This is a genomic window from Luteimonas aestuarii, assembly GCF_004357985.1.
Taxonomy (GTDB): domain Bacteria; phylum Pseudomonadota; class Gammaproteobacteria; order Xanthomonadales; family Xanthomonadaceae; genus Luteimonas; species Luteimonas aestuarii.
In genome coordinates this window covers 193236-219543 of the sequence record NZ_SMTF01000002.1, presented here as the reverse complement: position 1 = coordinate 219543, position 26308 = coordinate 193236, and the positions used below count along the sequence as shown (strand labels likewise).

The following is a 26308-nucleotide window of genomic DNA, read 5'->3' as shown; positions in this document are numbered from 1 at the left end:
CGCTTCGGGTCGAGTCCCGCCGTTGGCTCGATCACGCTGTCTGAATTACTAACCAAGATCAATCAGACTGGGTGGTCATGAGCGATCAGAGTCTGCATTCTCGACGCGCAGTTCGATAGGCATCTTACCGGGATGCATGCCAAGCCCGAGAGGCCGGCGTTCGCCGCGCGCCGCTCAGGCCAACCTCGCCTGCTGCGGGGACCACTCGTTTTCCTTTACGGTCGTGCTCACCGCCATCACGAGCTTGTCGAGATTGCCGGCCGTCACGCCCTCCAGTGCCGAACACCCCCGCAGCATCGAGCGCGGTTGCAGCAGTGCATGGTAGATCTGCCAAGGGTCCGCACCCCTGGTCAGCTTCAGGACGGACTGGATCAGCTCGTGCTTGAGTGGGTCGAGGTGCCAGTCCGGCACGCGCTGGCCGCGGTTGCCTACGTTCAACGCCAGCAAGTTGCCCGCCTTGATCTCGTAGCTGATCCACCTGCGGGATTTGCCCGCCATCTTGGCAAACGCAGCGACGGGAAGGTTGTGCGGCGCTTCGAAGACATCGAACAGCTCCATCCTCTCGCGCTGAATGTCCGAAGGCACCAGCGGCGCGGCTGATCGAGGGGGCGGAACCGCCGGCAGCCGATGTGTGGCGGCAGAAACCAACGGCATGGCGTCACCCGGCTTCGTCACGAGCAGGATTGGCGAAGCGGCAACCGGCGTGGAGGGTGCGCTTGCGGTTTGCTCATTCGGGAACGCGGGCACGCCTTCCAGATGCACGGTGAGCGGCATGCTGGCCGCCTCGACCTGGTTCTGCTCGAAGAGGTCGAGCCGATCGGCCCAGTCCTGCATCATGCGGCGACGCTGCTCCACGTACTCGGCATGGTTGTAGGTCGCGCTGACCTTGTTGGGATCGACGTGCGAGAGCTGTGCATCCACCCAGACCTTCGGGTAGCCGATCTCGTTGAGCGCAGTGGACATCGTGCCACGGATACCGTGTCCGGTCAGGCGTTCCTGATAGCCCATGCGTTTGAGCGCACCATTGAGCGTGTTCTCGCTGATGCGCTTCTTCAAGTCGCTGTCGTGCCGGAACAGGTAGCGCTGGGCCGGCTTGAACTCATCCAGCAGGTGCCGGACGATCTCCATGGCCTGAATCGACAGTGGCACGATGTATGGCGGGATGTCCTTCGGCTGCTGCCGCTTTTTGCGCATGTCCACCTGGAGTTGCTTCACGACCTCGGGCGGGATGATCCACAGCCCACGGTCCAGATCGAATTGATCCGGCGTCGCCTGCCGCAGCTCACCGGTTCGCACGCCCGTCAGCAGCAATAGCCGCAGCCCGAGCTGGGTCTGCCGCCGGCCGCGATAGCTCCGCAGCCGCTGCAACAGCTTGGGCAGCTCGGCCATGCGCAGGAACGGGTTGTGGTTGACGGGTGGCAGTGGCAGCGCCACCACATCGAGATCGGAGGCAGGGTTCTGCTCCAGGCCCGGCACGATCACCAGCGCGTAGCGGAACAGTTGGTTGAACCACGTCCTGACTTTCTCGGCGACGGAGAGCGCCCTGCGCTTCTCGATTTTGGCGATCACCTCCAAGAGGTCGGGACGCTTAATCTCATAGATCGACCGCTTGCCCAAGGTCGGCAGCACATCCTTGTCGAAGATGCGCGGAAGGATCGAGAGAGTCGTCTGCCGGCCTTCCTTGAGGCTGAGCCCGCGATGCTTGAGCCACTTGCGATACACCGCCTCGAAAGTGTTTTCGTCGGCGAGCCGGACAGCGGTGCGCTTCTGCTTGCGGTGAACGCGAGGATTGATGCCTTTGGCCAGCAGGGCGCGGCCGTCATCGCGTAGGCTGCGGGCCTCTCGAAGCGTCACCTCCGGGTAGGTGCCGAGCGACATCCGCTTCTGCTTGCCCGCCCAGTAGTAGCGGAAGTGCCAAGTCCTGCCCCCTGCCGCCGTGACGGCCAGGGAGAGGCCATCCAAGTCAGGGAGGGTGTATGCCTTGCCAGTTGCCTTGGCCTGTCGAACGGCCAGGTCTGAGAGTGCCATGCTCTTGCTCCTGAACATGAGTCAGGAACCAGATGCTGGTCACGTCGACCTCGCCCCTCCATCAACAATCCGGAATCAGCCGCGCCCGCAAAAATGGACTTGTTTGTGGACTTAAAAGTCCCGGCTGTAGGCGGATCGCAGTGGACCACAGCAGAACATCAAAGAGAGGAAAAGTCTTTGCGTGGCAACGACTTACAGACTCTCTTGGACTTCTGCGGAAGTCCGCAGATTGATGCGGTGGAGCGGGTGATGGGAATCGAACCCACGCTAGCAGCTTGGGAAGCTGCAGTTCTACCATTGAACTACACCCGCGTGACCGGCGCAGTCTATGCCCGCGTGGCGCAGCTTGGCAACGCGATCAGAAGCCGCCGCCGATCGTCGCGAACACGGTGGCGTGGTTGCCGCCCTTCTGGCCCGCGGTGACGCTGCTGCCGAGGTTGGCATCCATGCCGAACAGCTGCGTGCGCACGCCGAAGGTGAACGAGCCGTAGCGGTCGTCGCGCTGCAGGCCCGGCACCGCGTATTCCAGCGCGCCCGGCACCGACTGCGCCTGCGCGAAGGCTTCTTCGGCCACGTCCTCGAACTCGCGGTCGACGGTGAAGCGCGCGTAGGGCTGCAGGTGGCCGTTGATGATGTAGCTGGCCTGCCAGCCCACGCTGCCGATCAGCGAATCGAAGGACTGGTCCGGGTACGCCAGTGACGTCGACAGGTTGGGCTCGCTTTCAGCGAAACCGTCGATGTCGATGCGCTGCGACACCACGCCCAGCACCGGGCCGTGGCGCAGGGCGCCTTCGCCGAAATTCCAGCCCGCATGCAGCGCGGCGGTCAGGTTGGAGCCATCGGTGGAGGCATGGTGCGAGCGCAGGGCCGGGCCCAGGGCGACGTTGCGGCGCACGTCGAGGTCCAGGCGGGTGTAGCTGGCCTGCGCGTTGACCCACGCGCCGCTGTCGCCGAACCAGCCGGCCATCAGGCCCAGCGTGGCTTCGGACTGCTTCCAGCTGCCGCGGCGGAAACCCCAATCGTTGTCCTGACGGCCGTAGCCGACGAAACCGCCGAAGATGGCGTTGCCGCTGGCCCAGTCGAGGCCGGCGGTCAGCGCCGGACCCACGCCGTCGTACTCGTCGCCATGGCCGAAGCGCTGGAAATCGCCACGCAGGTCGGCCCACCAGCGGCGGCCTGCCTGCTCCGGCTTGACCGACACCGCGGCGCCCACGCGCTCGGCGCGCGCGCGCCCGGTCATGGCCGCCGAATGCGGCAACACCGCGATCTGGCGCGGGCCTTCGATCATCGATACCGCGAAGTCACCGATGATCTCGTGCGCGGCCGAGCTGGGATGCACGCCATCGGCGAACAGGTAGCTGCGGTCGGCGCCAGGCACCGCATAGGTGCCGGGGTTGCAGGTGATCGACTGTGCGGTGATCTGCGGCTGGCAAGCGGTGCCGGTGACGTTGGCGAAGCCGTACAGCGCCGGGCTGGCCACCACTTCGCGCAGGAAGGTGAAGGTATCCAGCGGGATCACGCGCAGGTTGTTGCCGGCCAGCCCGCCGTACAGCGCGTTGTTGTAGGCCTGCGAAAGCGCCGTGCCCTGCGCGGCCGCCGCGGCACCCTGCGCGCGGAAACTGGGCGTGATGCCGATGTCGGGGATGTTGGGCACCATCACGTAGCGCGCGCCGGCGCCCTGCAAGGTGGCGACGATGCCGACCTGCGCGGCCACCGCCGCACCGATGATCTGCTGCGCCTGCGCGGGGTTGGCCGACACCGCGAACAGGTCGTTGGCGCCGCCCCACAGGGTGTACAGCGCGCCGGGATCGGCACGCCCGCTGTTCGCCGCGAGGTAGCGGGTCGTCTGGGTGACCATCGAGGGCGTCGGCCCCAGCGCGCCCACCGTGTCCACGCCCACGCGGGCGCCACCCACGGCGTAGTTGTCGCCGGACTGGCCGTTGCCGTTGGCCGAGGCATTGGTGCCGTAGTAGTCCGCCAGCCACTCGGCCCAGGTCAGGCCCGGGTTGGTGGTGAAACGACCCAGGATCGCCGCCTGCGGGCCGGCCTGCTGCACCAGGATCGGACGGAAGAAACCGGCATCGGTCAGGCTGTCACCGATGAACACGGTGCGGGTGAAGGTGTCCTGCTGCGCCATGGCGGGCGCGGCGGCCAGTGCAAGGGCTGCGGCCAGCAGGGCCCTGGCGGGAAGGCAACGTCGTGTGGATCGGGACATGCAACGGCTCCGGCAAACGGGGAAGGCGGCCGCCAATACGGCGCCGCATGGTGTGCAGTGTCCCCGATGCCCCGACGGCGCTCACGCCGCAGTGCGGCAAGCAGGGATGCGGCCCGGCGCCGCACCGGCGACAATCCCACCATGGACATCATCCTCAACGGCGACCCGACGACGGTCGCGGACGACGCCACCATCGCCACCCTGCTCGCCGCGCAGGGCCTCGCCGAACGCCGCGTGGCGGTGGAGATCAACGGCGAGATCGTGCCGCGCGGGCGCCATGCCGAACATGCCTTGCAGGCCGGCGATCGCGTCGAGATCGTGCACGCGCTCGGCGGCGGGTAACCGGGCCGACGTAACGACAACGTTGTGCAGGGATCGATGGACGGGACCGTGATCGTCGGCCTGATCGAACTGCCGACAAGTCCTCGCTCGCCGGCAACGAATCCCTCGGCACGCGCGCAATTCGCAGGGCATCGCTGAATCTTCCCGCCTGCACGGCACACCCCGGCCGCGCGATTGCGCGATAATCGCGTGATGACCACCCCACGCACCCCCGATGACGCGCTCGTCATCGCAGGCAAGGCCTACGCTTCGCGCCTGCTCACAGGCACCGGCAAGTTCAGGGACCTCGATGAAACCCGCCGCGCGACCGAAGCGGCCGCCGCGGAGATCGTCACCGTCGCCATCCGGCGCACGAACATCGGGCAGGACCCGAATGAGCCCAACCTGCTCGACGTGCTGCCGCCGGATCGCTACACGCTGTTGCCCAACACCGCCGGCTGCTATACCGCCGAGGACGCGGTGCGCACCTGCCGGCTGGCACGCGAACTGCTGGACGGCCACAACCTCACAAAGCTGGAAGTGCTGGGCGACCGGAAGACGCTGTTCCCGGACGTGGTGCAGACCCTCAAGGCCGCCGAGCAGCTGGTGGCCGACGGGTTCGAGGTGATGGTGTACACCAGCGACGACCCGATCCTGGCGCGTCGGCTGGAGGAGATCGGCTGCGTCGCGGTGATGCCGCTGGCCGCGCCGATCGGCTCGGGCCTCGGCATCCAGAACCGCTACAACCTGCTGGAGATCATCGAGAACGCGAAGGTTCCGATCATCGTCGATGCCGGCGTGGGCACCGCATCCGATGCGGCCATCGCGATGGAGCTTGGCTGCGACGGGGTACTGATGAACACCGCCATCGCCGGCGCCAGGGATCCGGTGCGCATGGCGCGTGCGATGAAGCTTGCGGTGCAGGCGGGTCGCGATGCCTTCCTCGCCGGCCGCATCCCGCGCAAGCGCTATGCCTCGGCCTCGTCGCCGGTCGACGGGTTGATCGAATGATGGAAGGCCAGTGCCGCAGGGCGGGTCTCGACCCGCCATTGCAATGCCAGGGCACGGCGGGTCGAGACCCGCCCTACGGGTCCATCGCATGACCGACCCCTTCTCCAGCGATGGCGCCAAGGTTCCGCCCAAGCCCTTCACCGTCACCGAAGGCCGCCGCGAGATCCGCAGTTTCGTGCTGCGCCAGGGCCGCTTCACCGACGCGCAGCAGCGCGCGTTCGATGAACAATGGCCGCGCTACGGCCTGGATTACACGGGCACCGTGCGCGATTTCGATGCCGCCTTCGGCCGCAACGCGCCGCGCGTGCTGGAGATCGGCTTCGGCAACGGCGAGGCGCTGCGCTGCGCCGCCGCGCGCGATCCGGCACGCGACCACATCGGCATCGAGGTGCATGCGCCGGGTGTCGGCCGCCTGCTCAACGCGCTGGCGGCCGATGACCTCCGCAATGTCCGCGTGTACCACCACGATGCGGTCGAGGTGCTGGAACGCGAAGTCGCCGATGCCTCGCTCGACGAAGTGCGCATCTACTTCCCCGACCCGTGGCACAAGAAGCGCCACAACAAGCGGCGGCTGGTGCAGCCCGCGTTCGCCGACCTGCTGGTGCGCAAGCTGCGCGACGACGGCCGCTTGCACCTCGCCACCGATTGGCAGGACTATGCCGAACACATGTGGGACGTGCTGGACGCCACCAAGGGATTGCGCAACCGCGCCGGCGCGCGCGGCCATGTGCCGCGCCCCGAGTGGCGCCCGCAGACGCATTTCGAGACCCGCGGCCAGCGCCTGGGGCACGGTGTCTGGGACCTGCTGTACGACCGCACGGACGACTGAGGCCCACCGCCGACGACCATGGACGCCACCACGCTCGCACTGACAACTGACATGAAGATCGTCCTGGGCCTGGTGGTCCTGACGATGGTGCTGTTCGTGTTCCAGCGCGTGCGCGCGGACCTTGTGGCGCTGGTGGTGCTGGTGATGCTGGGCCTGACCGGGCTGGTGCAACCGGAGGACGTGTTCAACGGTTTCTCGTCGAACGCGGTGATCAGCGTGATCGCCACCATGATCCTGGGCATGGGCCTGGACCGCACCGGGGCGCTGAACCGGCTGGCCGCGTGGCTGCTGCGGCGCGCGCACGGCATGGAACACCGTCTACTGCTGCTGACGTCCGGCATCGCCGGCCTCAATTCGTCGGTGATGCAGAACCCGTCGGTGATGGCGCTGTACATGCCGGTGGCATCGCGGCTGGCCTCGCGCACCGGCATCAGCCTGTCGCGGATGCTGCTGCCGATCGGCGTGGCCATCGTGATGGGCGGCACGCTGACGATGGTCGGCAACTCGCCGCTGATCCTGCTCAACGACCTGCTGGTGGCGGCCAACGCCAACCTGCCCTCCGGCGCGGCGACGCTGGAACCGCTGAACATGTTCGCACCGCTGCCGATCGGCCTGGTGCTGCTGCTGGGCGGGCTGGCCTACTTCCATTTCCATGGCAACAGGCAGTTGCGCGGCGAAGGCGACAGCAACGTCACCCCGGCGCGCACCGAGAGCTACTTCACCCGCACCTACGGCATCGAAGGCGACGTGTTCGAGCTGACGGTCACCGCCGACAGCCCGTTGGTCGGCATGACCTATGGTGAAGCGGAAGCCATCCACCACGCGCCGTTGATCCTGGCCCTGCAGACCGGCAACGAATCGCGGCTGGCGCCGCCGGCCGACGCGCGCATCTGGGTGGGCAGCGTGCTCGGCGTGATGGGCCAACGGCAGCAGGTCGCGGACTTCGCGCAGAACCAGTTCCTGCGCATGAGCACGCGCCTGCGCAACTTCGCCGACCTGTTCAACCCCAGCCGCGCCGGCATCGCCGAAGCGGTGATCCCGCCCACCTCCAAGTTCATCGGCAAGACCGCGGGCGAACTGCAGATGCGCTCGCAGTACGGCATCAGCCTGCTGGCCGTGAACCGCGACAAGACCGTGCTCCGCGACGAGGTCCGCGACACCACCCTGCGCGCCGGCGACATGCTGGTGGTGCACAGCATCTGGCAGGACCTGGGGCGGCTGTCGTCCGACAAGGACATCGTGGTGGTCACCGACTACCCGAAGGGCGAGCAGCGCCCGCAGAAGTTCAAGATCGCCATGGCGATCTTCGCGGTGACCATGCTGATCGCCCTGTCCGGGCGCGTGCCCACCTCGGTCGCGCTGATGACCGGCGTGGCCGGGATGCTGGTGTTCGGCGTGCTGAAGATGGACGAGGCCTACGGCGCGATCAGCTGGAAGACCGTGTTCCTGATGGCTTGCCTGATCCCGCTGGGCTGGGCGATGGACAGCAGCGGCGCGGCGGCGTGGGTGGCCGGGCACACCGTCGAACAGTTGCCGACCGGGCTGCCGATCTGGCTGCTCGAGTTCGCGGTCGCGCTGCTCACCGCGGCGTTCTCGATGGTGATCAGCCACGTCGGCGCGACGATCGTGGTGGTGCCGCTTGCGATCAACCTGGCGCTGGCGGCGGACGGCAATCCGACGGCCTTCGCCTTCATCGTGGCACTGTCGGCGTCCAACAATTTCGTCACCCAGTCCAACCCGGTGATGTCGATGATCGCCGGCCCCGGCGGCTACCGCCCGCGCGAGCTGTGGAAGATCGGCGTGCCGCTGTCGTTCATCTACACCGCGATCGTGGTGCTGATGGTCAACCTGCTGTTCTGAGCCTTGCGTTCCGAATGCCGCGCGACACGGCGCGGATGCGCGCCTACAGCACCACCTCGCCGTCGCGCACCTCGACCGGCACCGCGCGCAGGGATTCGCCCCGGCACGGCCCTGCCACGCATTCGCCACCGCCCAGTTCGAAGCTGGCGCCGTGCGCCGCGCAGACCAGCAGCCCGTCCTTGCTGCGCAGGAACTGGCCCGGCGACCAGTCCAGCCGTCGTCCGGCATGCGGACACACGTTCAGCCACGCCTGCACGGTGTCGCCGCGGCGCAGCAGGATCACCGATTCAGGCTGGCCGTCGACCACGGCTTCGGCCTCGACCGGCGCGCCTTCCGGCAGCGCTGTGAGTGCCATCCGTCGTGCCGTTGGCGCGCCACGGTTTAACGATGTCATTACAACTCCATACGGGCCGCACCCGATACTCGTCGCCCACGCAGTCCCGCATTCTGTCACGCCCCATGACCCAAGCCTTCTTCCACGGATTCCGCGCCCGCTTCGCCGCTTCGCCGCTGGGCAATGCGTTCGCGCCGCGCAAGCCGCGCAATCCGCTCCTCCGTGTTGCGTTCGGGCTGCTGGGCGTGGCGCTGCTGCTGGTGCTGCTGGTCGTGGGCCTGGTGGTGGGCACGCTGATGATCGGCTTTGCGCTGCTGCGTCGCCTGCTGGGCCGCAGTGCCCGCCCCGGTGCGATCAAGCGCGACGACGCGTTCGACGCCGAATACCGCGTGGTGCGCAAGGGCGACCAGCCCCTGCTGCGCTGAGCCCGAGATGCCGGACGTGATCCAAGCACCCCCGGTGCCGCGCGTGCCCGTGCGCGGCGGCGGCGCTTTTCCGGTTCGCCGCATCTACTGCGTGGGACGCAACTTCGCCGACCATGCGCGCGAAATGGGCGCCGCCGCGCCTGCCTCGAAGGACGAGCGCGGTACGCCGGTGTTCTTCATGAAGCCCGCCGATGCCATCGTCACCGATGGCGAGGTTGCGTACCCGCCCGGCACCGCCGACCTGCACCACGAGGTCGAGCTGGTGGTGGCCCTGGGCCGCGATGCGCCCGAGGGCGTGCTGGCGCCTGCCGATGCCGACGCGCTTGTCTTCGGCTATGGCGTGGGGCTGGACCTGACCCGCCGTGACCTGCAGGCCACCGCCAAGGCGAAAGGCCTGCCGTGGGACGTGGCCAAGGGCTTCGACCAGTCCGCACCCCTCAGCGAACTGGTGCCGGCCGCTCGGATCGGCGCGCTGGCTCCGCGCATGCTGTCGCTGGACATCAACGGCCAGCGCCGCCAGCAGTCCACGCTGGACCAGCTGATCTGGGATGTGCCGGAGATCCTGCACGAACTGTCGAAGCTGTATGCATTGCGCGCGGGCGACCTGGTGTTCATGGGCACGCCGGCGGGCGTGGCCGCGCTGCAGCCGGGCGATACCTGCACGGCATGTCTCGACGACGTGATCGAACTGCACTTTCGCATCCGGTAGGCTAGCGCCCGTCTTCCACCACACCCCGGGGCACGCGATGGGCATGATCAACGAGTTCAAGGAATTCGCGATGCGCGGCAACGTCATCGACCTCGCCGTGGGCGTGGTCATCGGCGCCGCGTTCGGCAGGATCGTCACCTCGCTGGTCGACAACATCATCATGCCGCCGATCGGCCTGCTGATGGGTGGCGTGGATTTCGCCGACATCGTCTGGACGCTGCGCGAAGCGACCGTGGATGCCGCCGGCGAGGAAATCCCCGCCGTGGTCATCGGCATCGGCGAGTTCGTGAACACGCTGGTGCAGTTCGTCATCGTCGCCTTCGCGATCTTCCTGCTGGTCAAGGCGATCAACCGCATGCATCGCAAGCCGGAAGCGGCTCCGGAAGCACCGGCCGCACCGCCGGAAGACATCGTGCTGCTGCGTGAGATCCGCGATTCACTGAAGCGCTGATCGCTCCGCATGCAGGCGACCGAAGCCGCAGGGTTGTTATCCTGCGGCTTCTTCGTTGATGGAGTCGCGCATGCGCCTCGCCCTGCTGCTGTCCGCCTGCCTGCTGGCCCTGCCCGCATCCGCCTCCGAAACCCGCATCCCCGCCGAAGCGTTGGCCGCCGCCGGTGAACTTCGCGAACGCGCCCTGGCCGATACCACCGGCCATGCGCTGGTCGAGTCGCTGACCACCGAAATCGGACCGCGACTGGCCGGCAGCGAAGCGGATGCGCGCGCGGTCGAGTGGGCCAAGGCAAGGTTCGCCGAACTCGGCTACGACAGGGTCTGGACCGAACCAGTGACGTTCCCGAAGTGGGAGCGTCGCAGCGAATCGGCACGGGTGCTCGGCGCGCATGCGCAACCGCTGGTGATCACCGCGCTGGGCGGCAGTCCCGGCGGCACGGTCGAGGCGGAGATCGTGCGCTTCTCCGATTACGCCGCGCTGGAGGCAGCGCCCGCCGGTTCGCTGGTCGGCAAGATCGCGTTCGTCGACTACCGCATGGCGCGAACGCGCGATGGCAGCGGCTACGACGCGGCCGGCCCGGTGCGCAGCCGTGGCCCGTCGGTGGCGAGCAGCAAGGGTGCCATCGGCTACCTGATGCGCTCGGTGGGCACCAGTCCGCATCGCGTCGCCAACACCGGCATGACCCGGTTCGCGGAGGGCGTGGCGCCCATTCCGGCCGCGGCGATGTCGCTGCCCGATGCCGACCAGTTGGGCCGCCTGCTGCAACGCGGGCCGGTGCAGGTCCGGCTGGCACTGGATGTCGGGTTCAACGGCGAATACACCTCTCAGAACGTGATCGGCGAGATCACCGGCAGCGAACTACCGGACGAATACGTCGTGCTCGCCAACCACCTCGATTCCTGGGACCTGGGGACCGGTGCGATCGACGATGCGTCTGGTGTCGGCATCACCTTGGCCGCCGGCCACCTGATCGGCCAGATGCCGCAGCGTCCGAAGCGCAGCATCCGCGTGATCGCGTTCGCCAACGAGGAACAAGGCCTGATCGGCGCGCGGCAGTACGTCGAGCGGCACGCCGCCGACATCGGCAAGCATGTCATCGCCGCGGAAAGCGACTTCGGCGCGGGCCGGATCTACGGCTTCAGCTCGAACGCACCGGAGTACGCGCAGGCCGCCGTGCGCCAGGTCGCCGAGGCGCTCGCGCCGCTGGGCATCGAGCACTTGCCCGGGCAGGGCGGCCCGGGCCCGGACCTGATCCCGCTGGCGCAGGCAGGCGGGACCTGGGCGTGGCTGGGGCAGGACGGCACCCACTATTTCGACCTCCACCACAACGCCGACGACACACTGGACAAGGTGGACCCGGACGACATCGCGCAGAACGTCGCGGCCTATGCGGTATTCGCGTACCTCACCGCGCAGGCCGAAGGTGGTTTCGGGAGCGCGGCGAAAGACCACGCGTCGGACTGACGCGGATGCACGGCGGCCTCGATCGCCCTGATCCGGCGCGCGACGCTGCGGACGTCCACGGGTCTCCCCGCGTTCGCGGGGATGACGCGCCTCCCGACACGAAGCAGAGGGCCGTAGGGCGGGCCCAGGCCCGCCGCAGCGGTATCGATGTTGTGTGGCGGCGGGCCTGGGCCCGCCCTATTCCATTCGTCGCGACTGCCACTGCGACAGGAAAACCGCCGTCGCGGAAGCCACGTTGAGGCTCTCCACCGCGCCGCTCCCGGGGATCGACACGCGCAGGTCGCAAGCGGATGCGAGCGCATCGTCCATGCCGTCGCGTTCCGCCCCCATCACGTAGACCAGCCGCCGTGGCAACGGCGTTGAGAACACGTCCTCGCCGTCGCGCACGACGGTGGCGGCCAGCGAGAAACCCGCGACACGCAGGCGTGCGACGGCATCGTCATCGTCCGGCAACCGCACCATCGGCACCGCTTCCGCACCGCCCTCGGCGACACGTGCGGCGGCACCGGACAGCGCCAGCGCGGAGCTCGCCGACAGCAGCAGCCCCGAGACGCCGAAGTGCGCCGCGCTGCGCAGGATCGCGCCAAGGTTGTGCGGATTGCCCACGCCATCGAGCCACAGTGCGCAGCACGGTCCTTCCGGCAGCGCTTCGAGCCATGCGTCCAGCGATAGCGGCGGCACGCGGAGCACATCGGCCACGATGCCCTCGTGATGCGTGCTGGAGGCCAGCCTGCGCAATTCATCCTCGTCGGCCACCACGCGGTAGCCGATGCGGTTGGCCACGCACCACTTCAACAGCGGCTGCACCTGCGGGATCCGCGCCTCGGACAGGTAAAGCTTGCGGATCGCATCCGGGCGCTTCGCGAACACCGCGCGCACCGCGTTCAATCCGTACAGCCGCAACTCCTTCGCATCGCCCGACGCCACTGGCGGACGCGCGTCGACCGGTGCGCTCGTCGCACCGCCACGACGGCCCCAGGGACTGTCGCGCCCGGGGCCGGGAGGCGGCCTACGGCCTGGGTGCATCCGACGCGTCCTCTTCCAGCTTGCGCTGGCGCCAGAATTCGGCGTTCCTGATGCCCAGCGCGTCGGGATCGAAGGTGGGATCCAGGCCCGCTTTCCGCTGCCGCTCGTAATCGCGCAGCGCAACGAAGGCCGGGCGCTGCAGGATCAGGATGGCGATGATGTTCAGCCACGCCATCATGCCCACGCCGATGTCGCCCAGCGTCCATGCCATCTCGGCGCTGCGCACGGCACCGAAGGTCACCGCCGCCAGCAGCGCGATGCGCAGCACGAAGGTCATCCACGGACGATGCACCTTGCGGTTGATGTAGGCCACGTTGGTCTCGGCCATGTAGTAATAGGCCATGATGGTGGTGAAGGCGAAGAACAGCAGCGCCAGCGCCACGAAGCCCGCGCCCCAGCCCGGCAGCACCGATTCCACCGCGTTCTGCGCGAAGCCCGGCCCCACCGGCACGCCCGGCAAGGCCTCGGCGATCATGGTGCCGTCCGGACCCAGCACGTTGTACATGCCGGTCGACAGGATCATGAAGGCGGTCGCGCTGCAGACCAGCAGGGTGTCCACGTACACCGAGAACGCCTGTACGTAGCCCTGCTTGGCCGGGTGCGAGACCTCGGCGGCGGCGGCGGCATGCGGCCCGGTGCCCTGCCCGGCCTCGTTGGAATAGATGCCACGCTTGACGCCCCATTCGATCGCCAGGCCCAGCACGGCACCGAACGCCGCCTCCAGCCCGAACGCGCTGTTGATGATCAGCATGAACATCGCCGGCAGCTGCCCGGCGTTGAGGAACATGATCACCAGCGCGATCAGCACGTAGGCCAGCGCCATGAACGGCACCACCACCTGCGCGAAGGCGGCGATGCGCTTGACGCCGCCGAAGATGATGAACCCCAGCGCCACCACGATCACCGCCGCGGTCGCGGTCGGCGGGATGTTCCAGGCGTTCTGCATGCCGGCGGCAATGCCGTTCGCCTGCACGCCGGGCAGCAGGAAGCCGGTGGCGACGATGGTCACGATGGCGAACATCCATGCGTACCAGCGTTGCCCCATCGCCTTCTCGATGAAGTACGCCGGGCCGCCGCGGTACTGGCCGTCGTCGTCCTTCTCCTTGTAGATCTGGCCCAACGTGGATTCGACGTAAGCCGTCGACGCGCCCAGGAAGGCCACCACCCACATCCAGAACACAGCGCCCGGCCCGCCGAAGTAGATCGCGGTGGCCACGCCGGCGATGTTGCCGATGCCCACGCGTCCCGACAGCGACATCGCCAGCGCTTGGAACGGCGACACGCCGGCCTCGGACTTCTGGCCCGACAGCATCAGCCGCACCATCTCGCCCACGCCGCGCACCTGCAGGAAGCGCGTGCGGATCGAGAAGTACAGGCCTGCGCCGAGGCACAGCCAGATCAGCGGCGGACTCCAGATCCAGCCATTGAGGGTGTTGACGATCTGTTCCAAGGACGCTCCCCTTCGCTCGGGTGGGACATCGGACGCCGGCGCTGCCGGCACGTGGCCCCGATTCTGACCCATCGCGCCGGAATCGCGAAACGCGGCGCGTTCCCCACTGCCGGTAGCGACCGGCGATGCCCGCAGCCGATCGTGTCGGGCGGCTCGTCCGCGTCGCGTCTTGCGCGTCGAGTGCCCCTATGGCGCACTGCGGGCGTGCGCAAAGCGGTCAGGCATGGCCGCTCACCGGCTCCACTTCCTCTTCCAGCTGCTCCAGCTTCTTCGCCAGCGCTTCCGGCGAACGCGTGTAGGGTGCCAGCAGCGCGTAGAACGCGGGCACCACGAACAGCGTCAGCAGGGTGGAGAACGCCACGCCCGAAATGATCACCACACCGATGGTTGCGCGGCTGGCCGAGCCCGGCCCACCGGCCACCACCAGCGGCACCGCGCCCATGATGGTCGCCGCGGCGGTCATCAGGATCGGGCGCAGGCGCACCGACGACGCCTCGGCGATGGCATCGCGCACGTTGCGGCCGTCATCGCGCAGCTGGTTGGCGAACTCGACGATCAGGATGCCGTTCTTCGCCGCCAGCCCCACCAGCATCACGATGCCGATCTGGCTGAACAGGTTGAGCGTGCCGCCGGTGATCCATAGCCCAAGCAGCGCCCCCAGCACCGCCAGCGGCACGGTCAGCATGATCACCAGCGGATGGATGAAGCTTTCGAACTGCGCGGCCAGCACGAGATACACGATCAGCAGCGCCAGCAGGAAGGTCACCAGGATCGCACCGCCGGCCTCCTGGTACTCGCGCGACTCGCCCTTCCAGTCGATCTGCGCGTACTCGGGCAATTCTTCGTCCACCACCTGCTGCGTCCACGCCAGGGCTTCGCCCATCGTGTAGCCGGGCGCGAGGCCCGCACTGATGGTGATCGCGCGCAGCCGGTTGAAGCGGTTGAAGCTGCCGGGCTCGGCGATCTCGCTCAGCGTCACCAGGTTGGCCATGGGGATCAGTTCGCCATTGCCGCCGCGCACGTAGGTGCTGGCGAGGTCGTCCGGCGTCATCCGGTTCTCGCGTCCCGCCTGCAGCATCACCTCGTACTCCTCGCCGTTGTCGACGTAGGTAGTGACGCGGCGCGAGCCCATCATCGTTTCCAGCGTGCGTCCGATCTCGGTGACCGGCACGCCCAGGTCGGCCGCGCGCACCCGATCGATGTTGACGCGCATCTGCGGCCGCGTTTCCTTGTAGTCCGAATCGGGGTCGATGATGTTCGGGTTCGATTCCATGCGCTGCAGCACGCGGTCGCGCCATCCGGCGATCTCGGCGTAATCCGGTCCACCCAGCACCAGCTGGTAGCGCTGGCCACGGCTGCCGACCAGGCCGCCGGGCACGTTGGCACGCGCCTGCACGCCAGGTAGTTTGGCGAACTCGCGCCGCAAACCGGCAACCACCTCGTCCGTGCTCTCGCTGCGATTGCCCCAATCCTGCAGGAACACGATGACATGGCCGGTATGCATTTCCTCGCTGCCGCCCCAACCGCGCGGGACGCGCGAGTTGGCGCGCTGGATCGGACGGTCGTCGCCGATCTGCCCCAGCACGATCTGCTCGACCTGCTGCATCTGGCCGACCGTGTAGTCGAAACCCGCGCCTTCCGGGCCATCGACGGCCACGAAGAAGCGGCCGCGGTCCTCGGCCGGCGCCAGTTCGCTGGGCACGCGCCAGAACAGCAGCGACGCCACCAGCACGCACAGCGCCATCGCCGCCAGCACCAGCAGCAGCAGGTTGCGCGGCCGCAGCTCCACCATCCGCGAGACGCGACGGCCATAGCCGGAGCTGACCCGGCCCAACTGGCGCATCATCCATGCATTGAGGCCGCGCTCCTTGCCGTGCGGGCGCACCAGCTTGGAACACATCATCGGCGTCAGCGTCAGCGCGACGAAGGCCGACAGCGCCACCGCGCCCGCCAACGCCACCGACAGCTCGCGGAACAGGCGCCCGGAATTGCCTTCCATGAAGCCCACCGGCAGGAACACCGACACCAGCACCGCCGTCGTCGCCAGCACCGCGAACGCCACCTGCGCGGTGCCGCGCCGGGCGGCGACCAGCGGCGGCTCGCCGAGGTCGACGCGTCGCTGCGCGTTCTCCAGCACGATGATCGCGTCATCGACGACCAGGCCGATGCACAGCACCAGCGCCAGCAGGGTGAGCAGGTTGATCGAGAACCCGAACGCGTAGAGCGCGATGAACGCCGCCACCAGGCAGACCGGCACGGTCACCGCCGGGATCAGCGCCGCGCGCAGGCTGCCGAGGAACAGCCAGATCACCAGGAACACCAGCACCATCGCCTCGCCGAGCGTCCAGAACACGCGCTTGATCGAGGCGTCGATGAACACCGTGCTGTCGAAGGCGACGAAGATCTCGGTGCCCTGCGGAAGCGTCTGCTGGATGGTCTCGGCCTCGGCGCGCGCTGCGTTGGCCACGTCCAGCGCATTCGCCGTCGAGGTGCGCACGATGCCCAGGCCCACGTTGGGCTGGCCATTGCTGCGCAGGTAGGCGCGGCGCTCCTCGGGGCCCAGTTCGACCTGCGCCACGTCGCCGATGCGCACGATGTAGCCATCGTCGCCGCGCATCAGCGGGATCTGCGCGAACTGTTCGGGGCGCTGGTAGCCGCGTTCCACGCGCAGGGTGAAGTCGCGGGTTTCGGACTCGATCCGGCCCGCCGGCAATTCCAGGTTCTCGCGGCGCAGCGCGTTCTCGACATCGGCCGCGGTGATGCCGCGCGCCGCCATGGCGTCGCGATCCAGCCAGATGCGCATCGCGTAGCGCTGGCCGCCGCCCAGCTGCACGCGCGCCACGCCATCGATCGAGGACAGGCGGTCGACGATGTAGCGGTCGGCGTAATCCGTCAGCTCCATCGTGTCCATCGTGGTCGAACGCATGTTCAGCCAGATGATCACGTCGGCATCGGCTTCGACCTTCGCGATCTGCGGCGGGTCGGCTTCGTCCGGCAGCCGGTTCATGACGCGGCTGACGCGGTCGCGCACGTCGTTTGCCGCGGCCTCGATGTCGCGGCTGAGGTTGAACTCGATGGTGACGTCGGCGCGGCCGTTGCGACTGGACGACTGGATGGTGCGGATGCCTTCGATGCCGGCCAGCCCGTCCTCGAGGATCTGGGTGACGCGGGTCTCCACCACGGCCGCCGAAGCGCCGGGATAGGTGACCTCGACCGATACGATGGGCGGGTCGATGTTGGGCAGTTCGCGCAGGGTCAGGCGCATGAACGACATCGCCCCCAGCACCACGAGCAGCAGGCTGACCACCACCGCGAACACGGGGCGCTTGATGGAGATGTCGGACAGGACCATGGCTCAGCCTCCGGTCGCGGCGGGCGCATCCGCATCCGCGGGGGCCTGCGGCGCGGCGGCAGGGCCTTCGGTGATCGCCATGCCCGGACGCAACTTGCCGGTGCCGTCGACGACGATGCGATCGCCATCCGACAGGCCCGTCACCACCTCGACGCGGCCGGCACGGCGCTCGCCCACCTGCACGGTGGCGCGCTCGACCGTGTCGTCCTCGCGCACGCGCCACACGAAGGTCTCGCGCCCCACCTGCACCACGGCGATCTCCGGCACCACCAACGCCTCGCGCTGCGGCCGCTGCAGCGTCACCTGCACCAGCATGCCGGGACGCAGGCGGCGGTCGGGATTGGGGAAGTCGCCGCGCACCACCACCGCGCGCGTGGTGGCATCGATGCGCGCATCGATGGTGGACACGGTGCCGGTGAAGGTCTCGCCCGGCCACGCCGCGCTGGTGCCCGACAGCGATTGGCCGACGGCCAGCTGCGCCAGCTGCACTTCCGGCACCGGGAAATCGACATAGACGCGCGAGATGTCGTCCAGCGTTGCGAGGGCGGTGCCCGGCGTCACCAGCGACCCCGGGCTGACCTGGCGGAGACCGAGCATGCCGGCGAACGGCGCGCGGATGCTGCGGTCGCTGAGGTTGGCCCGCATCTGCGCCACCTGCGCCACCGCGGCATCGCGCGTGGCCTGCTGCGTGTCCAGCTGCGAGCGCGCGATCAACTGCTGCTGCACCAGCTCGCTGCCGCGCCGGAGCTGTTGTTCCGCCTCGCGCGCCGAGGCCTCTGCCGCCTGCAGCGCGGCACGCTGCTGGTTGCCCGACAGCGTGACCAGCTCCGCCCCCGCCGCAACCTCCTGGCCGCTCTCGAAGTGCACGCGCTCGACGGTTTCACTGACCTTCGCGGTCAGCGTCACCGACTCGCGCGCCTGCACCGTGCCCAGCGCGGCGATGGTGTCGCCCCACGGCTGGATGCCGACGACCTGCGTGGTCACCACGGCGGCCGGGGCGGACTGCGGTCCCGTGGCGGCGCGGCCACCGTCGCCGCAGCCAGCCAGCAGCGTGCAGGCCAGCAGGACGCCGAGAATCGGCAGGGACGATCGACAACGACGACTTGGGGGCATGGGGGGCGGGAATCATGGGGGTAATCCGCCCGATTCTACTGGGGCGGCGTGTCCACCACGTGTGCCTTCGGATGGGGCGAGGAGCGCTGTTTCCCTGTCAACCACTGGCGTCCCCGTGCGTTCAGGGGCAGGCTGTCGGCTCCCCCACTGCGGAGCCCGCCATGGCCCTCCACGACAACATCCTCGATACCATCGGCCACACTCCGGTGGTCCGGCTGCACCGCATCGCGCCCGCCCACGTCGAGCTCTACGCCAAGGTCGAAGCGTTCAACCCCGGCGGCTCGGTCAAGGACCGCCTGGCGCTGGCGATCATCCTCGATGCCGAAGCCAGGGGCCTGCTGAAGCCGGGCGACACCGTGGTCGAGGCCACCTCCGGCAATACCGGCGTGGCGCTGGCGATGGTGTGTGCGGCGCGCGGCTACAAATTCGTCGCGACGATGGTGGAAACCTTCTCGATCGAGCGCCGCAAGCTGATGCGCGCCTATGGCGCGAAGGTGATCCTCACGCCTGCCGCCGAGCGCGGCAGCGGCATGGTGCGCCGCGCCGAGGCGCTGGCGAAGCAGCATGGCTGGTTCCTCGCGCGGCAGTTCGAGAACGAAGCCAACCCGGCCTACCACCGCCAGACCACCGCGGCGGAGATCCTGCGCGACTTCGCCGGTCGCCGGCTCGATCATTTCGTCACCGGCTGGGGCACCGGCGGCACGCTCACCGGCGTGGGCGAAGTCCTGCGCGTGGCCCGGCCTGAAGTGCGCGTCACCTCCTGCGAACCGACCGGCGCGGCGCTGCTGCAGGGAAAGGACTGGTCGCCGCACAAGATCCAGGGCTGGACGCCCGATTTCGTGCCGCAGGTGCTCAACCGCGAGGTCGCTGCCGAAGTGCTGTCGATCGACGATGCCGACGCCATCGCCACGGCGCGGCGGATGGCCGCGGAGGAAGGCATCTTCTGCGGCATCTCCGCGGGCGCCACCATCGCCGCCGCACAGCGGGTTGCGCAAGGCGCGCGGGATGGCGACGTGATCCTGGCGATGCTGCCCGATACCGGCGAGCGCTACTTCTCCACGCCGCTGTTCGAGGGCGTGAACGAAGGCTCGGACGACGACTGGCTGGCCTCGCTGGGATGAACGCGCCGGACGCGACGCCGCCCGCGCTCGATTCGTTTCCAGACGGCGGCGTTGCGCTGGTGGTCGGGGCCAGCGGCGGCATCGGCCGCGCCTTGGTGGATGCGCTGTCGGCGGGCGGCAGGTTTGCCTGCGTGCTTGGCACGCGGCGCGACGGCCCGCTGCCGTTGGACCTGCTGCGCGAGGACAGCATTGCGGCCGCCGTCGAGGCTGCGGCAGCACGAGGCGAGATCCGTCTCGCCATCGATGCCACTGGCTTCCTGCACGACGCCCGCTTTTCGCCGGAAAGATCCCTGCGCGAGCTGCAGCCGGATCATCTTGCGCAGGCCTTTGCGATCAATGCCATCGGCCCCGCCCTGCTGATGAAACACCTGTTGCCGCACTTGCCGCGCGACGGGAAATCAGTGTTCGCCTCCCTGTCCGCGCGCGTCGGCTCGATCGGCGACAACCGCCTCGGCGGCTGGCATGCCTACCGCGCCTCCAAGGCCGCGCTGAACCAGCTGATGCGCACCGCTGCCATCGAACTGTCCCGGCGCGCGCCGCAGGCCTTATGCGTGGCGCTGCATCCCGGCACGGTCGACACCGCGCTGTCCGCGCCCTTCGCCAAACGCGGGCTCGACGTGCATCCCCCCAGGATCGCGGCCATGCACCTGTTGCGCGTGGTCGATGCATTGGATGCTTCGGCCACCGGCGGGTTCTTCGACTGGCGTGGCCAGCCGGTGCCGTGGTGAGCACGCGGATCGCATGAGAGGGCTCGCACGCGCCGGACGACGGCGCGTCCGCAAGCGCAAACAGTCTCTACGCCCAGCGTGCACGTGTAGTGCCACAATGGCCGGCATGACACCTCGCCCGCCCCGCTCGCCATGACGCCACGCAGCGCCCAATCCGTGCTCGGCCCGGACCGACTGCAATCGGTGGCCTACGGCGCCGGCCTGGCGGTCGTGGTCGGCTGGGTGCTGTACATCGGCAAGCAGGTGTTCGTACCGATCGTGTTCGGCGTGCTGGTGGTGTACGTGATCATCGGCCTGGCGCGCGTCGCCACCGCCCTCCCGGTGGTCGGCCCGCGCCTGCCCGCGTGGTCGCGCTACGCGCTGTCGATCATCGGCATCACCATCGCGCTGTTCGCCGGGGTGCGACTGGTGGTCAACAACGTCGGCCGCGTGGTGCAGCTGGCGCCCACTTACCAGGACGCGCTGCTGGCGCGCATCCAGAGTGGCGCGGAGTTCTTCGGCATGGAAACCGCACCCACCTGGACCACCCTGCGCGAGCAGGTACTCGAGCGCGTGCAGCTGGAAGACGTGATCGGCACCACCGTGGTCTCGGTGACCGCATTGGCGGCAACGCTGCTTCTGGTGCTGCTGTACGTGGTGTTCCTGCTGCTGGAAAAGCGCGTGTTCCCGGACAAGCTGCAACGGCTGTCGGACGACCCGCGTGACGTGTCGCGCGTGCGCCACGTGCTGGAAGGCATCAACACCCGCATCGGCCAGTACCTGGGCGTGAAAACCCTGGTCAACGTGCTGCTTGCGGTGGTGAGCTGGCTGATCATGGCACCGTTCAATGTCGAGTTCGCAGGCTTCTGGGCGGTGGTGATCGGCGTACTGAACTACGTGCCCTACATCGGCTCGTTCGTCGGCGTGCTGCTGCCAGTGGCATGGTCGATCGTGCAGTTCGGCGACCTCGGCACGGTGCTGACCCTGCTGGTCCTGCTGTCCGCCGCGCAGTTCGCCATCGGCAGCTTCCTCGACCCGTACCTGATGGGCGATTCGATGAACCTCAGCCCGTTCGTGATCCTCGCCAGCCTCGCCATCTGGAGCGGGCTCTGGGGCATCCCGGGCGCGTTCCTGGCGGTCCCGATCACCGCCGTGCTGGTGATCGTGCTGTCGCAGTTCCACGGCACCCGGCCGATCGCGGTGCTGATGTCGCGCAACGGCCAGCTCGACGGACCGCGCGAGGATGAGCGGGCGTCCTCGGCGTGACCCGGGCCTGCGGGCGCGGGGGTTTGGCGTGCAAAGCACCAGCCGGATCCGGGGCCAACGGGCCAGAAGGCCAGCGCGAGCCGCTGCGCGCGTCGCCGTTGCCTTCGAGAGTACGAACCCGCATGCGTCTTGCCCAGGTGGGATGCCTAGGTGGACGAGCAGGGCCGAACCACCGCTTCCGCCACCGCACCGGAATACTGGCGACCGTCGATGACCAGGGTCAACCGCGTACGCAAGCGCGTCGGGTTGTTGCAGGTGGCCCTGAACAACATCGTGTTGTTCACGCCATGGCGGTCAAGCGCGAAGATCACGAATGGATTGCCCGCACGCAGGGCAGGCAGGCAGTTGCGCTCCTGCTGCGCGATGCGGCCGTTGTTGCGAAGCACGTTCGAAAGCACCCTGCAGGCACTCACGCGGGACGGCGCGATGCCGAACAGCGTACCGCCCGCATGCGCGGTGTACAGGTTATTCGGCACCGGGCCTGACCAGTAATTGCGGGTAACGAAGCACTGGCCCGGCGCGATGCAGGTCGGTGCCGTCGTACCCGCATGGGCTGTGCCGGGTGCGGACAGTAGCAGGCCGGCGGAGATCGCCAGCAGCAGTGATGCGGCGACGGACGACTTGTTCGGCATGGTTGCGCGCCCTCTCCGGGACAGGATCGATGTGGAGCGTTCCACAGCAAACGTGAGGGCGGCGTTCACGGGATGGAAACGCGATGCGGGACCGAGAGCGGAGACGCATCTCGTCCCGATGCCATCATCCCTGCCACTTGCCCTGCGCGGCGAGGCCGTTGTCCCGCGCGCGGGCATGCACGGTCTGCTGCGCCCTGGCGAAGTTGCCCACCAGGTCCTGCGACCACAGCTTGAGCGCAGCCGACTGCATGGCGCGGCCATACGAGAACGACAGCGGCCACGGGTTCGGCCCCAGCCGGTTCATGGCATCGAGGTGCGCGGTGGCCGCCTCGTCGCTCTGGCCGCCGGACAGGAACACGATGCCCGGCAGGATCGCCGGCACCGACGACTTCAGGCACATCAGCGTCGCTTCGGCCACTTCATCCACGTCGGCGGCTTCGCCGCTGGACTTGCCCGGCAGCACCATCGACGCCTTGAGGATGGTGCCTTCCAGCGCGACGTTGCTGTTGTAGAGCGCGTCGAACAGCGCGCGCAGCACCACTTCGTGCACTTCATAGCTGGTTTCGATGTCGTGCTCGCCGTCCATCAGCACTTCGGGCTCCACCATCGGCACCAGGCCCTGTTCCTGGCACAGCGCCGCATAGCGCGCCAGCGCGTGGCTGTTGGCTTCGATGCAGGTGCCGGACGGCGTGTCGTCGCCGATGTGGATCACCGCGCGCCACTTGGCGAAGCGCGCACCGAGCTTGTAGTACTCCTCCAGCCGCGCGCGCAGGCCGTCGAGGCCTTCGGTCACCACTTCGCCCGGGAACCCGGCCAGCGGCTGCGTGCCCTTGTCGACCTTGATGCCGGGGAGGATGCCGTTCTCGGCCATGACCCGGGTGAACGGCACGCCGGCCCTGGTCGATTGGCGAAGCGTCTCGTCGTAGAGGATCGCGCCGCTGATGTGGTCGCCCAGGTTCGGCGTGGTCAGCAGCAGTTCGCGATAGGCGCGGCGGTTCTCTTCGTTGTTGGCGATGCCCACGCCTTCGAAGCGCTTGCCGATGGTGGCCGTGGACTCATCGATGGCGATGATGCCCTTGCCGGGCGCGACCATGGCACGTGCGGTTTCGGCAAGCTGTTCGATGCTCATGCGGGCGTCCGGACGATCGGAGGAAAGGAGCGGGAGTATAGCGCCCGCCCCATTACCTCTCCGCGTCGCCGCGGCGTGCCGCTACAGCTCGCCCAGGCCCTCGGCGCGGCCGTCCTCGCCCACCTGCAGCAGGCGCAGCGTGTTGGTCGCGCCCTTGGTCTCCATGTGCTCGCCGCTGGTGAACACCACGCGGTCGCCGGGCTGCAGCAGGCCGGCCTCGACCAGCTTGTGGATGCTGCCGCGCGCCGCTTCCCGCGGGGTCTGGCCGCGGCTGTCGTAATCCATCGCGAACACGTCGCGCATCATCGCCATGCGATGGCGCGCGCCCTCGGAGCGGGTGAATGCGTAGATCGGCGTGCCGGTGCGGAAGCGCGACAGGTAGCGCGCGGTGCCGCCGGACTCGGTCATCGCCACGATCGCGCGCACGCCGATGTGGTCGCTGAGGAACATCGTGGCCATGGCGATGGCCTGGTCTGCGCGCTCCAGGTTGCGCTGCGCCTGCGCGAAGTCGGTCTGCGGCTGGAACTGGCGTTCGGCACCGGCGCAGATGCGCGCCATCGCCTCGACCGCACGCACCGGGAAACTGCCGGCCGCGGTTTCGGCCGAGAGCATCACCGCATCGGTGCCGTCGATCACCGCATTGGCCACGTCCAGCACTTCCGCGCGCGTGGGCATGGGGCTGTCGACCATCGACTGCAGCATCTGCGTGGCGGTGATGACCACCTTGTCGCGCGCCAGCGACTCGCGGATGATCTTCTTCTGCAGGCCCGGCAATTCCGCGTCGCCGATCTCCACGCCCAGGTCGCCGCGCGCCACCATCACCACGTCGCTGGCGTCGATCACCTCGGCAAGGTTCTCGATGGCTTCGGCACGCTCCACCTTCGACACCAGCGCGGCATCGCTGCCGTGCGAGCGCGCGATGCTGCGCGCCTCTTCCATGTCGGCGGCGTTGCGGCAGAACGACACCGCGATGAAATCGACGCCGATGCCCGCGGCGATGCCGATCAATTCGCGATCGCGGTCGGTCAGCGCGCCCAGCGAGAGGCCGCCGCCCAGCTTGTTCAGGCCCTTGCGGTCGGACAGCACGCTGTCGTTGAGCACAGTGTTGACGATGCGCTGTCCTTCGATGCGCTCGACCTTCAGCTGCACCATGCCGTCGTCGAGCATCAACACGTCGCCCGGCGACAGGTCGCCCGGCAGGCCGAGGTAGCTCACGCCCACTTCGTGCCGGGTGCCGGGCGGCGCGTCTTCCTCGGCCAGCAGGTCGAAGCGATCGCCCGCCTTCAGCATCACCTTGCCCTCGGCGAAGCGCTCGACGCGGATCTTCGGCCCCGGCAGGTCGGCGAGGATGCCGACTTCGACGCCGACGCGCTTCGCCGCATCACGCACGGCCTCGGCACGCAGCGCCTGGCCCGACGGATCACCGTGCGAGAAGTTCAGGCGCACGACGTTCACGCCCGCGCGCAGGATGGCCTCCAGCACGCCGGGCGAGTCTGTGGCCGGGCCGAGCGTGGCGAGGATGCGGGTACGGGGGCGTTGTTCGGACATGGCGAGGCCTGCGTGGGAGGGGGCGCACGCTGCAAGCAGGTGCGCCGGCTATCCTAGCCCACGATCACTGCGGTTTTACGCTTGTCCACGGGACAACTTCCAGCGACGCAATGCGCGTCGCCGTTGCGCCCTCAACCGCGCGCGTCGAGCGCCGCCACCGCGGGCAGGGTCTTGCCTTCGAGGAATTCGAGGAAGGCGCCGCCGCCGGTGGAGATGTAGGACACGTCCTCGGCGATGCCGTACTTGTCCACCGCCGCCAGGGTGTCGCCGCCACCGGCGATGGAGAACGCGTTGGACGCCGCGATCGCGCGCGCCAGCGTCTCGGTGCCCTTGCCGAAGGCATCGAACTCGAACACGCCGACCGGGCCGTTCCACACCACGGTGCCGGCGGTCGCGATCAGCGTCGCGTAACGCGCCGCGGTGTCCGGTCCGATGTCGAGGATCAGGTCGTCGTCGGCCACCGCGTCCACCGCCTTGACCGTGGCTTCGGCATCGGCGGCGAAGGCCTTGGCCACCACCACGTCGGTCGGCACCGGGATGTCGGCACCGCGTGCCTTGGCCTCCGCGGTGATCTTCCTCGCGGTGTCGAGCAGGTCGGCTTCATGCAGCGACTTGCCGACGCCATGGCCTTCGGCCGCGATGAAGGTGTTGGCGATGCCGCCGCCGACGATCAGCTGGTCCACCTTGCCCACCAGGTTCGACAGCAGCTCCAGCTTGGTCGAGACCTTGCTGCCGGCCACGATCGCCAGCAACGGTCGCGCCGGATTGGCCAACGCCTTGTCCAGCGCGTCGAGTTCGGCCATCAGCAGCGGTCCGCCCGCGGCCACCGGCGCGAAGCGGATCACGCCATGCGTGGAGGCCTGCGCGCGGTGCGCGGTGCCGAAGGCATCCATCACGAACACGTCGCACAGCGCGGCGTATTGCTTCGCGAGCGCTTCGTCATCCTTGCCCTCGCCGACGTTCATGCGGCAATTCTCCAGCAGCACGATGCTGCCGGGCGCGACGTCCACGCCATCCACCCAGTCGCGCACCAGCGGCACGTCGGTGCCGAGCAGTTCGCCCAGCCGCTTCGCCACCAGCGCCAGCGAGTTCTCCTCGCTCCACTCGCCTTCCTTGGGCCGTCCCAGGTGCGAGGTGACCATCACCGCCGCGCCCTGCGCGAGCGCAAGCTTGAGCGTGGGGATCGACGCAGTGATGCGCTGCTCCGACGTAATGCGCCCGTCCTCGATGGGGACGTTGAGGTCTTGTCGGATCAGCACGCGCTTGCCGGCAAGGTCGAGGTCGGTCATTCGCAGGATGGGCATGGCAGCGCGTCC

At 68.5% G+C, this 26308-nt stretch carries 22 protein-coding genes and 1 tRNA gene; 11 read left to right on the top strand and 12 right to left on the bottom strand.

From position 1 onward, the window contains the following. Positions 1-174: 174 nt before the first annotated feature. The 3 genes from E2F46_RS03355 to E2F46_RS03345 all read right to left on the bottom strand — a co-directional run bounded on the left by E2F46_RS03355 (position 175) and on the right by E2F46_RS03345 (position 4201). On the bottom strand, positions 175-2028 hold the full coding sequence (locus E2F46_RS03355; protein WP_033470438.1) for a tyrosine-type recombinase/integrase: 1854 nt from the start codon (positions 2026-2028) through the stop codon (positions 175-177). A 238-nt stretch (positions 2029-2266) separates the two neighbouring features. Next, positions 2267-2340 (bottom strand) — tRNA-Gly (locus E2F46_RS03350). A 46-nt stretch (positions 2341-2386) separates the two neighbouring features. Next, a complete protein-coding gene (locus E2F46_RS03345; RefSeq protein WP_207949520.1) occupies positions 2387-4201 on the bottom strand; it encodes an autotransporter domain-containing protein in 1815 nt (604 codons plus the stop codon). A gap of 183 nt (positions 4202-4384) precedes the next feature. On the opposite strand from E2F46_RS03345, the gene thiS reads away from it, so the two are divergent. The 4 genes from thiS to E2F46_RS03325 all read left to right on the top strand — a co-directional run bounded on the left by thiS (position 4385) and on the right by E2F46_RS03325 (position 8264). Then, positions 4385-4585, top strand: a complete 201-nt coding sequence (gene thiS / locus E2F46_RS03340; protein WP_133320751.1) for a sulfur carrier protein ThiS — start codon at positions 4385-4387, stop codon at positions 4583-4585. Between the two features lie 192 nt (positions 4586-4777). Next, positions 4778-5575, top strand: a complete 798-nt coding sequence (locus E2F46_RS03335) for a thiazole synthase (protein WP_133320750.1) — start codon at positions 4778-4780, stop codon at positions 5573-5575. Between the two features lie 88 nt (positions 5576-5663). Next, positions 5664-6404 (top strand): tRNA (guanosine(46)-N7)-methyltransferase TrmB, encoded by a 741-nt coding sequence (trmB, locus tag E2F46_RS03330; RefSeq protein ID WP_133320749.1) that lies wholly within the window; start codon positions 5664-5666, stop codon positions 6402-6404. A gap of 18 nt (positions 6405-6422) precedes the next feature. Next, the gene (locus tag E2F46_RS03325) at positions 6423-8264 is read left to right on the top strand and encodes an SLC13 family permease (RefSeq protein ID WP_133320748.1); all 1842 of its coding nucleotides are present in this window, start codon (positions 6423-6425) and stop codon (positions 8262-8264) included. Positions 8265-8307: 43 nt separating this feature from the next. On the opposite strand, the gene E2F46_RS03320 is transcribed toward E2F46_RS03325, so the two are convergent. Further along, positions 8308-8619, bottom strand: coding sequence for a Rieske (2Fe-2S) protein (locus tag E2F46_RS03320; RefSeq protein WP_243720286.1), 312 nt, complete (start codon positions 8617-8619; stop codon positions 8308-8310). Between the two features lie 104 nt (positions 8620-8723). Between E2F46_RS03320 and E2F46_RS03315 the strand changes: the two genes are divergently transcribed. The 4 genes from E2F46_RS03315 to E2F46_RS03300 all read left to right on the top strand — a co-directional run bounded on the left by E2F46_RS03315 (position 8724) and on the right by E2F46_RS03300 (position 11648). Then, a complete protein-coding gene (locus tag E2F46_RS03315) occupies positions 8724-9023 on the top strand; it encodes a hypothetical protein (protein WP_133320746.1) in 300 nt (99 codons plus the stop codon). A 7-nt stretch (positions 9024-9030) separates the two neighbouring features. Further along, positions 9031-9732 (top strand): fumarylacetoacetate hydrolase family protein, encoded by a 702-nt coding sequence (locus E2F46_RS03310; RefSeq protein ID WP_133320745.1) that lies wholly within the window; start codon positions 9031-9033, stop codon positions 9730-9732. A 37-nt stretch (positions 9733-9769) separates the two neighbouring features. After that, the gene (mscL, locus tag E2F46_RS03305; protein ID WP_133320744.1) at positions 9770-10183 is read left to right on the top strand and encodes a large-conductance mechanosensitive channel protein MscL; all 414 of its coding nucleotides are present in this window, start codon (positions 9770-9772) and stop codon (positions 10181-10183) included. A gap of 70 nt (positions 10184-10253) precedes the next feature. Then, on the top strand, positions 10254-11648 hold the full coding sequence (locus tag E2F46_RS03300) for a M28 family peptidase (protein WP_243720285.1): 1395 nt from the start codon (positions 10254-10256) through the stop codon (positions 11646-11648). 177 nt (positions 11649-11825) lie between these two features. Here E2F46_RS03300 and E2F46_RS03295 read toward each other — a convergent pair whose 3' ends face one another. From E2F46_RS03295 to E2F46_RS03280, 4 genes are all read right to left on the bottom strand, one after another. Then, complete coding sequence (locus tag E2F46_RS03295; RefSeq protein WP_133320742.1) at positions 11826-12674, bottom strand: TrmH family RNA methyltransferase; 849 nt, start codon at positions 12672-12674, stop codon at positions 11826-11828. Next, on the bottom strand, positions 12658-14124 hold the full coding sequence (locus E2F46_RS03290) for an alanine/glycine:cation symporter family protein (RefSeq protein ID WP_133320741.1): 1467 nt from the start codon (positions 14122-14124) through the stop codon (positions 12658-12660). Before E2F46_RS03290 ends, E2F46_RS03295 begins: the two co-directional genes overlap by 17 nt. Before the next feature lie 217 nt (positions 14125-14341). Beyond that, a complete protein-coding gene (locus tag E2F46_RS03285) occupies positions 14342-17476 on the bottom strand; it encodes an efflux RND transporter permease subunit (protein WP_133320740.1) in 3135 nt (1044 codons plus the stop codon). 3 nt (positions 17477-17479) lie between these two features. After that, a complete protein-coding gene (locus tag E2F46_RS03280) occupies positions 17480-18589 on the bottom strand; it encodes an efflux RND transporter periplasmic adaptor subunit (RefSeq protein ID WP_133320739.1) in 1110 nt (369 codons plus the stop codon). Between the two features lie 161 nt (positions 18590-18750). Here E2F46_RS03280 and cysK point away from each other — a divergent pair, with 161 nt between their 5' ends. The 3 genes from cysK to E2F46_RS03265 all read left to right on the top strand — a co-directional run bounded on the left by cysK (position 18751) and on the right by E2F46_RS03265 (position 21683). Next, positions 18751-19710 (top strand): cysteine synthase A, encoded by a 960-nt coding sequence (cysK, locus tag E2F46_RS03275; RefSeq protein ID WP_133320738.1) that lies wholly within the window; start codon positions 18751-18753, stop codon positions 19708-19710. Next, positions 19707-20438 (top strand): SDR family NAD(P)-dependent oxidoreductase, encoded by a 732-nt coding sequence (locus E2F46_RS03270; protein ID WP_133320737.1) that lies wholly within the window; start codon positions 19707-19709, stop codon positions 20436-20438. The genes cysK and E2F46_RS03270 overlap by 4 nt, the downstream gene beginning before the upstream one ends. A 132-nt stretch (positions 20439-20570) precedes the next feature. Next, on the top strand, positions 20571-21683 hold the full coding sequence (locus E2F46_RS03265) for an AI-2E family transporter (RefSeq protein ID WP_133320736.1): 1113 nt from the start codon (positions 20571-20573) through the stop codon (positions 21681-21683). A 146-nt stretch (positions 21684-21829) separates the two neighbouring features. Here E2F46_RS03265 and E2F46_RS03260 read toward each other — a convergent pair whose 3' ends face one another. The 4 genes from E2F46_RS03260 to E2F46_RS03245 form a co-directional block, all read right to left on the bottom strand. Continuing rightward, the gene (locus E2F46_RS03260; protein WP_133320735.1) at positions 21830-22315 is read right to left on the bottom strand and encodes a hypothetical protein; all 486 of its coding nucleotides are present in this window, start codon (positions 22313-22315) and stop codon (positions 21830-21832) included. 124 nt (positions 22316-22439) lie between these two features. After that, on the bottom strand, positions 22440-23444 hold the full coding sequence (locus tag E2F46_RS03255) for a class I fructose-bisphosphate aldolase (RefSeq protein WP_133320734.1): 1005 nt from the start codon (positions 23442-23444) through the stop codon (positions 22440-22442). 81 nt (positions 23445-23525) lie between these two features. Further along, a complete protein-coding gene (pyk, locus tag E2F46_RS03250) occupies positions 23526-24992 on the bottom strand; it encodes a pyruvate kinase (protein ID WP_133320733.1) in 1467 nt (488 codons plus the stop codon). 131 nt (positions 24993-25123) lie between these two features. Beyond that, positions 25124-26296, bottom strand: coding sequence for a phosphoglycerate kinase (locus E2F46_RS03245; RefSeq protein ID WP_133320732.1), 1173 nt, complete (start codon positions 26294-26296; stop codon positions 25124-25126). Positions 26297-26308: the final 12 nt, after the last annotated feature.